Source organism: Methylacidimicrobium cyclopophantes (assembly GCF_902143385.2).
In the GTDB taxonomy this organism is placed as follows: Bacteria; Verrucomicrobiota; Verrucomicrobiia; order Methylacidiphilales; family Methylacidiphilaceae; genus Methylacidimicrobium; species Methylacidimicrobium cyclopophantes.
In genome coordinates, this window is record NZ_CABFUZ020000188.1 from 1 (window position 1) to 5,820 (window position 5,820).

At 62.0% G+C, this 5,820-nt stretch carries 9 protein-coding genes and 1 riboswitch; of the genes, 6 read left to right on the plus strand and 3 right to left on the minus strand.

Going from position 1 to position 5,820, the window contains the following annotated elements; genetic code table 11:
• From rpsK to rplQ, 4 genes are all read left to right on the plus strand, one after another.
• The coding region (rpsK, locus tag FN369_RS08380; protein WP_281290939.1) for a 30S ribosomal protein S11 at nt 1-451 on the plus strand (451 nt) is incomplete at its 5' end.
• A gap of 40 nt (nt 452-491) precedes the next feature.
• Nucleotides 492-1,097 (plus strand): 30S ribosomal protein S4, encoded by a 606-nt coding sequence (gene rpsD / locus FN369_RS08385; RefSeq protein WP_142525710.1) that lies wholly within the window; start codon nt 492-494, stop codon nt 1,095-1,097.
• Between the two features lie 100 nt (nt 1,098-1,197).
• Nucleotides 1,198-2,217, plus strand: coding sequence for a DNA-directed RNA polymerase subunit alpha (locus tag FN369_RS08390; protein ID WP_142525711.1), 1,020 nt, complete (start codon nt 1,198-1,200; stop codon nt 2,215-2,217).
• 13 nt (nt 2,218-2,230) lie between these two features.
• Entirely contained in the window at nt 2,231-2,674 is a 444-nt protein-coding gene (gene rplQ, locus FN369_RS08395; RefSeq protein WP_142525712.1) for a 50S ribosomal protein L17, read from the plus strand.
• A gap of 67 nt (nt 2,675-2,741) precedes the next feature.
• Here the strand turns inward: rplQ and FN369_RS08400 are convergent, their stop codons facing one another.
• The 3 genes from FN369_RS08400 to thrC are packed head-to-tail and all read right to left on the minus strand — an operon-like array spanning nt 2,742 to nt 4,612.
• Nucleotides 2,742-2,990 (minus strand): NIL domain-containing protein, encoded by a 249-nt coding sequence (locus tag FN369_RS08400; protein WP_142525713.1) that lies wholly within the window; start codon nt 2,988-2,990, stop codon nt 2,742-2,744.
• Nucleotides 2,991-2,995: 5 nt separating this feature from the next.
• The gene (locus FN369_RS08405) at nt 2,996-3,292 is read right to left on the minus strand and encodes a MoaD/ThiS family protein (RefSeq protein WP_142525714.1); all 297 of its coding nucleotides are present in this window, start codon (nt 3,290-3,292) and stop codon (nt 2,996-2,998) included.
• A gap of 45 nt (nt 3,293-3,337) precedes the next feature.
• Nucleotides 3,338-4,612 carry a threonine synthase gene (gene thrC / locus FN369_RS08410; RefSeq protein ID WP_142525715.1) on the minus strand — a complete coding sequence of 425 codons (1,275 nt, stop codon included), beginning with the start codon at nt 4,610-4,612 and terminating at the stop codon, nt 3,338-3,340.
• Nucleotides 4,613-4,667: 55 nt separating this feature from the next.
• A riboswitch (SAM riboswitch) is annotated at nt 4,668-4,785 on the minus strand.
• Nucleotides 4,786-4,961: 176 nt separating this feature from the next.
• Between thrC and FN369_RS08415 the strand changes: the two genes are divergently transcribed.
• Both FN369_RS08415 and FN369_RS11535 read left to right on the plus strand, forming a co-directional pair.
• Nucleotides 4,962-5,444, plus strand: a complete 483-nt coding sequence (locus FN369_RS08415) for a nucleoside deaminase (protein WP_142525716.1) — start codon at nt 4,962-4,964, stop codon at nt 5,442-5,444.
• A partial coding sequence (locus tag FN369_RS11535; protein WP_374728770.1) for a uracil-DNA glycosylase family protein occupies nt 5,441-5,820 on the plus strand: 380 nt, incomplete at its 3' end. The genes FN369_RS08415 and FN369_RS11535, both read left to right, overlap by 4 nt.

Below are 5,820 nucleotides of genomic sequence, written 5' to 3' on the forward strand. Positions count from 1 at the left end.
ACCGGCCGAGCCGGAAGGCGCGGCGGCGAAAGGGACGGAGGGCAAGACGGCTCCGGCTGAGCCTGCGGAGAAGGAAAAGAAGCACAAGAGCAAGGGCGGGAAGGGCGTTCACAGCGGGATCGCCCACATTTTGGCTACCTTCAACAACACCGTGATCACGATCACCGACCTCAACGGGAGGACGATCTCCTGGTCGAGCGCCGGTCGATGCGGATTTCGCGGCTCGAGAAAGTCGACCGCCTACGTCGCGCAGCTGGCGGCCCAGGACGCCGCTCGCCAAGCGGTGGCGCACGGCGTGCGTGAGGTGATCGTCAAGGTGAAGGGGCCGGGGACGGGTAGGGAGTCTGCGATCCGCGCCCTGCAGGTGATCGGGTTGGAGGTCACTTCGATCCTGGACGTTACCCCGGTTCCCCACAACGGATGCCGACCGCGGAAATCGAGGCGGGTCTAGGGCTTCGGAATCGCTTCCGTTACGTAAGGAAAGAGTTCATATGGCACGATATCTTGGTCCCCGGGCGAAGAAGGCTCGCCGCTACAACGTAGCCCTGTTCGGCCCTTGCAAGGCTTTGGAGAAGCGGCCGTATCCGCCGGGAGTGCACGGAGAGAAGAGCCGGCGCAAACAATCGGACTACGCGATCGCGCTGGCGGAAAAGCAAAAGCTTCGCCTCATGTATGGGGTCACGGAACGCCAGTTTCGCCGCTATTTCGCCTCCGCCCTCAAGAAGCGGGGGGTAACCGGCGAGGTGCTTCTCCAGCTCCTCGAGTCTCGGCTCGACAACATCATCCACCGTCTGGGCTTTGCAACGACGAGGTTCGGCGCGCGCCAGATGATCACTCACGGGCATGTGCAGGTGAACGGACGCCGGACGACGACTCCCAGTTTCGGGACGCGGCCGGGCGACTTGGTGGAGGTGCGCGACCAGCCGCAATCGCGGAAGCTCGCCTTGCGGAATTTGGAGGCGATGCAGGCCGCCCGCATCCCGGATTGGCTCGTGTTGGAAAAAGAGAAGCTTCGCGGGGAAGTCAAGCGGCTGCCAAGCAAGGACGAGTTGCGGCCGATCGCGAACGAGCAGCTTGTGGTAGAGTTCTATTCGTAAGGATCGCATGGATCGCCTTCCGGCCGCGCGGAGCGCGGAGCTTCTCGCGACATCGCGGGGAAGGGGATCCTTCGGTAGATCGTAGGAGGTAATCGGTTCTATGGCAGTGCGCTTAGGTCGTTTTGAAATGCCGCATTCCCTTGCGAAGGACGAGGCGGTTTCCACGGAGACGTATGGTCGCTATGTCGTTGAACCGCTGGAGGCCGGGTATGGGCAGACGATCGGAAGCTCTTTGCGGAGGGCGCTTCTCTCCTCGCTCGAAGGAGCCGCTATTTCGGCGATTAAGATCAACGGGGCGCTCCACGAGTTTACGAGCCTCCCGGGGGTGGTGGAGGATGTTCCGGAAATCGTGCTCAACTTGAAGAAGGTTCTCTTCCGCATTCCCTCCCGCGAGCCCCATACCCTCCTGCTGCAGGTTACCAAGGAGGGGCCTGTGGTCGCGGGCGACATCCAACTGGTGACCGGAGTCGAGCTGGTCAATCCGGAGCAGCTCATCTGCACCTTGGACAGGAAGCAGGAGTTCCAGATGGAGCTGGAAGTGAAGGTCGGACGGGGGTTCTTGATCGCGGAGGAGAACAAGAAGGCGGAGCAGGCCATCGGCCTCATTCCGATCGATTGCCTCTTTTCCCCGGTGCGCCGGGTCAAGTATGAGGTGGAAAATACCCGTGTGGGACAGCGGACCGACTACGACCGGTTGATCCTGGAGGTCTGGACCGACGGGCGGATCAGCGCGGATGATGCGATCGTGCAGGCGGCCGCGATTCTCCGTCACCATCTTGACCTCTTCGTCGGATACGGGAAGGAAGCGGTCGAGTTCGAAAAGCCGAAGCCGCCCGTTCAGGAGGCGGAGAATCGGCTCCGCAAGATCCTGAACATGAGCGTCAACGAAATCGAGCTTTCGGTTCGGGCCGCAAACTGCCTCAACAACGCGAACATCGCCACGGTGGGTCAGTTAGCCCAAAAGACGGAAGCGGAGATGCTCAAATATCGGAACTTCGGGAAAAAGTCTCTGAACGAAATTAAGTCAAAACTCGCCCAATTGGGCCTCTCTCTCGGAATGAAGCTCGATCCGTCACTGCTGGAAGCTCCGGCGGCGTCGGAAGTGATGAACGAGGGTTAACCTGGGGACGGCAATGCGCCATTTGAAACGACGCGGTAAGCTGGGAAGACTTTCGAAGCATCGGGAGTCGCTGCTCGCCAATCTCGCGACGGCTCTGATCCGTCATAATCGAACCAAAACCACGCTCAGCAAGGCGAAGGCGCTGCAGCCTTACGCGGAAAAGTTGGTCACCTTGGCGAAGAAGGGTTCTCTCCATCACCGCCGCCTTGCGGCCGCCCGTTTGCACGGCAAAGAGGCGGTGCAAAAGCTCTTTGCGGACATAGGCCCGCGATTCGCCGGACGTGCAGGGGGCTATACCCGCGTGACGAAACTCGGCTATCGGCTTTCCGACGCCGCCCGGATGGCGGTGATCGAGTGGACCGAGGCTACGCTTCCGGCCGCAGGCGGAGAAAAACCCTCGAAAGAGGCCCAGAGAAGCGAAGCGGCGAAGACGGCTGCCGACCAAACCTCGGCTTGAGGCTGGCTGCTCGGGCGCCCCTTGCGCGGCTTCTTCCTCGAATCGGAAGCTCGGAAGCGGGTGGTGGCTACCCCTCGATCGTGCTGAGCTCGACCGGCTCGACGGTGACCCCTTCCTTTTCGAGCCACTGGATCGCCTGCTTGAGGACTTCTCGCTCGCCCTCCAGTTCGATAGCGACGATTCCGGTCTCCTGCGTAACTTGGGCGCTTCGGATATTGAAGATCAACTCAAAGGAGCGGCCGAGCTCCCAAATGATCGGCCGCTGGCAGAGTTCCTCGCTGAAGGTGAGCCAAAGGCGTTGTTTTTCTCTCGCCACGACCTTCAGCCCCCCGCCACCGCCGGCACGATGCTCACTTCGTCTTCCGGACCGACCGGAGTCTTTTGGTCCTGCAGGAAGCGGATGTCTTCGCCGTTGACGTAGACGGCGACGAAGCGCCGCAGGTTGCCCGTTTGGTCGAAGAGTCGTTCGGCGATTCCCGGGAATTGGCTTTGGAGATCCTTTAGGATTTCTCCGATCGTGCTTCCCCGCGCGGAGACGAGATCCTGATTCCCCGTCAATCCCCGAAGCGGAGTCGGAATCCTCACCGGAATGGTTCTTTCTGCGGTTATTTCGCTCATAGTTCTCTTTCCTTTCTCTGTTTGTTGAGGCTCTCTTGCCTTTTCCTAACCTTCGCTCCTTGTCGGAAGAGGCGCTCGATTTATATCGGATGAAACCAGCCGGTCGAATTCCCGCAGGCTGGGATCGATTACCCGGGGGGAGTCCAAGACCCCGGAGAGGACTTCGGCCGTCTTCAAGCCGTGGCCGGTGATGCAGAGCACCAAAGATTCGTCCTTCGGGATCTTCCCGGAGTCGATGAGCTTGCGGGCGCAAGCCACGGTGACCCCGCCGGCCGTTTCGGCGAAGATCCCGGTCGTCTCCGCCAAGAGCCGAATGCCTTCCACGATTTCGGGATCCGAAGCATCTTCGGCCGCCCCTCCGCTCTTCCGAATCGTCTGGATCGCATAGTACCCGTCGGCGGGGGTACCGATTGCCAGGGACTTGGCGATCGTTTGCGGCTTCGATACGGGCCGAACGAGCTCCGTATCCTTCCGGAAGGCGTCGGTGATCGGATTGCAGCCCGAAGCTTGAGCCCCGTGAATGGCGAAGGGTCTCTTTTCGACCAGCTCCGTGTCGATCATCTCCCGGTACGATTTGGCGATCTTGGTCAAAAGGGAGCCGCTGGCCATGGGGATCACCGTATGGGCGGGGAGCCGCCAGCCGAGCTGCTCCACGATCTCGAAGCCCATCGTCTTCGAGCCTTCGGCGTAGTAGGGCCGGAGGTTGACGTTGACGAAGGCCCAGCGATACTTCCCGGCGATTTCCGAACAGAGCCGGTTGACCTTGTCGTAGGGGCCCCGGATCCCGATCACTCGGCTTCCGTAGACCAGGCTTCCCAAGACCTTTGATGCTTCCAGATCGGCCGGGATCAGCACGTAGCTTTCGAGACCGACGCTGGCCGCATTGGCCGCGACGCTGTTGGCCAAATTTCCCGTCGAGGCGCAAGCGACGACGGGAAACCCCATCTCTCTTGCCCGGGAGAGGGAGACCGCGACGACTCGATCCTTGAAGGAGAGGGTTGGGTAGTTGACGGTGTCGTTTTTGACGTAGACTTCCCGTACCCCAAGGGCCTTCGCCAAGCGGTCCGCCCGGACCAGCGGCGTAAACCCAACCTGCGTGCCCACGCTCGGCTCCCCCTCGAGGGGAAGAAATTCCCGATAGCGCCACATCGTCGGAGGGCGGGACTCGATCCGGTCGCGGGAAATGTGCCGGCGGATTGCCTCGTAGTCGTAGACGGCCTCCAGCGGCCCGAAGTCCCATTCGCAGACATGGATCGCTTCCTTGGGGTAGAGCCGGCCGCATTCGCGGCACCGGAGGTGCGAAAAAAACTCCAACTGCATCGGCTGCCTTTCTGGCTCTCACCGATGCGGCAGACCAGGATGGGGATTCTCATCCCTCTCATCCTTCCCCGGGTTCCCGGAGCTGGGGTTGGCACCTGTCGGGAGCGGCCGAAGCCTCTCCCCGGTTGCCGCGGTTTCGTAGGGCCAGATCCCTCCGCCGCTCTCGATAAGAGTTGGGCCAACCATACTCTCTCCTTCCCGGCGGTCAATCGAAAAGAAGAGCCGGGAAAGCGATCGGCGGAATCCGGAACCGATGCGTTCTCCACGAACGCGAGCAAAACGATTTTCTTTGCGTCTATCCTGCGGTAGCGTCCCAAAAGCGGGCCCGGGCCCGCGAGGAACCAGCGGCATGGCGAAGCGAGATCCATTTTTGGAGGCGGCGATCGCGGAGGCCCGCGCAGGGCTCGAGGAAGGGGGCATCCCGATCGGGTCCGTGATCGTTCGGGGTGACCAAATCGTGGCGCAGGGCAGAAACCGGCGGATCCAGTGGGGAAGCGCCATTCGCCACGGGGAAATGGACGCGTTGGAAACTTTGGGGAGGCAACCGGCCTCGTTTTACCGCTCCTGCACTCTCTACACGACTCTCTCTCCCTGTCCGATGTGCAGCGGAGCGATCCTTCTCTATCGCATCCCGAGAGTGGTGATCGGTGAAAACCGGACCTTTCTCGGAGCGGAAGCGCTCTTGCGGAGCCGGGGAGTCTCGGTCGAGGTGAGGGACGATGCGGAATGCCGGGAGCTCCTCGCCCGCTTCATCGGCCGCTTCCCCTCGATCTGGAACGAAGATATCGGCCTGCCGCAGGGCGGGCCGTCCGCGGAGGTCGGCGGCTCGTGAGGGATCGGGAAACGGAGCAAGGGAGGGGAAGCGCGGAATCAGCGCCGGAAGCGTCCGCCGCCTCGCTCGTGGCAAAGATCGAAGCCGAGGTGGTGGCCTGCCGACGCTGTCCGCGACTGGTCGCCTGGCGGGAGGAGGCGGCAAAGCATCCTCCCAAGCGCTATGCGGGCGCCACCTATTGGGCCAGGCCGGTTCCCGGGTTCGGAGATCCACAGGCGCGTTTTCTCTTGGTCGGCCTTGCACCGGCCGCTCACGGAGGGAATCGGACCGGCCGGATGTTTACTGGAGATCGGAGCGGGGATTGGCTCTTCCGGGCGCTCCACCGGGCTGGTTTCGCCAATCAGCCCTACTCCCGCGAGCGAGAGGACGGCCTCGA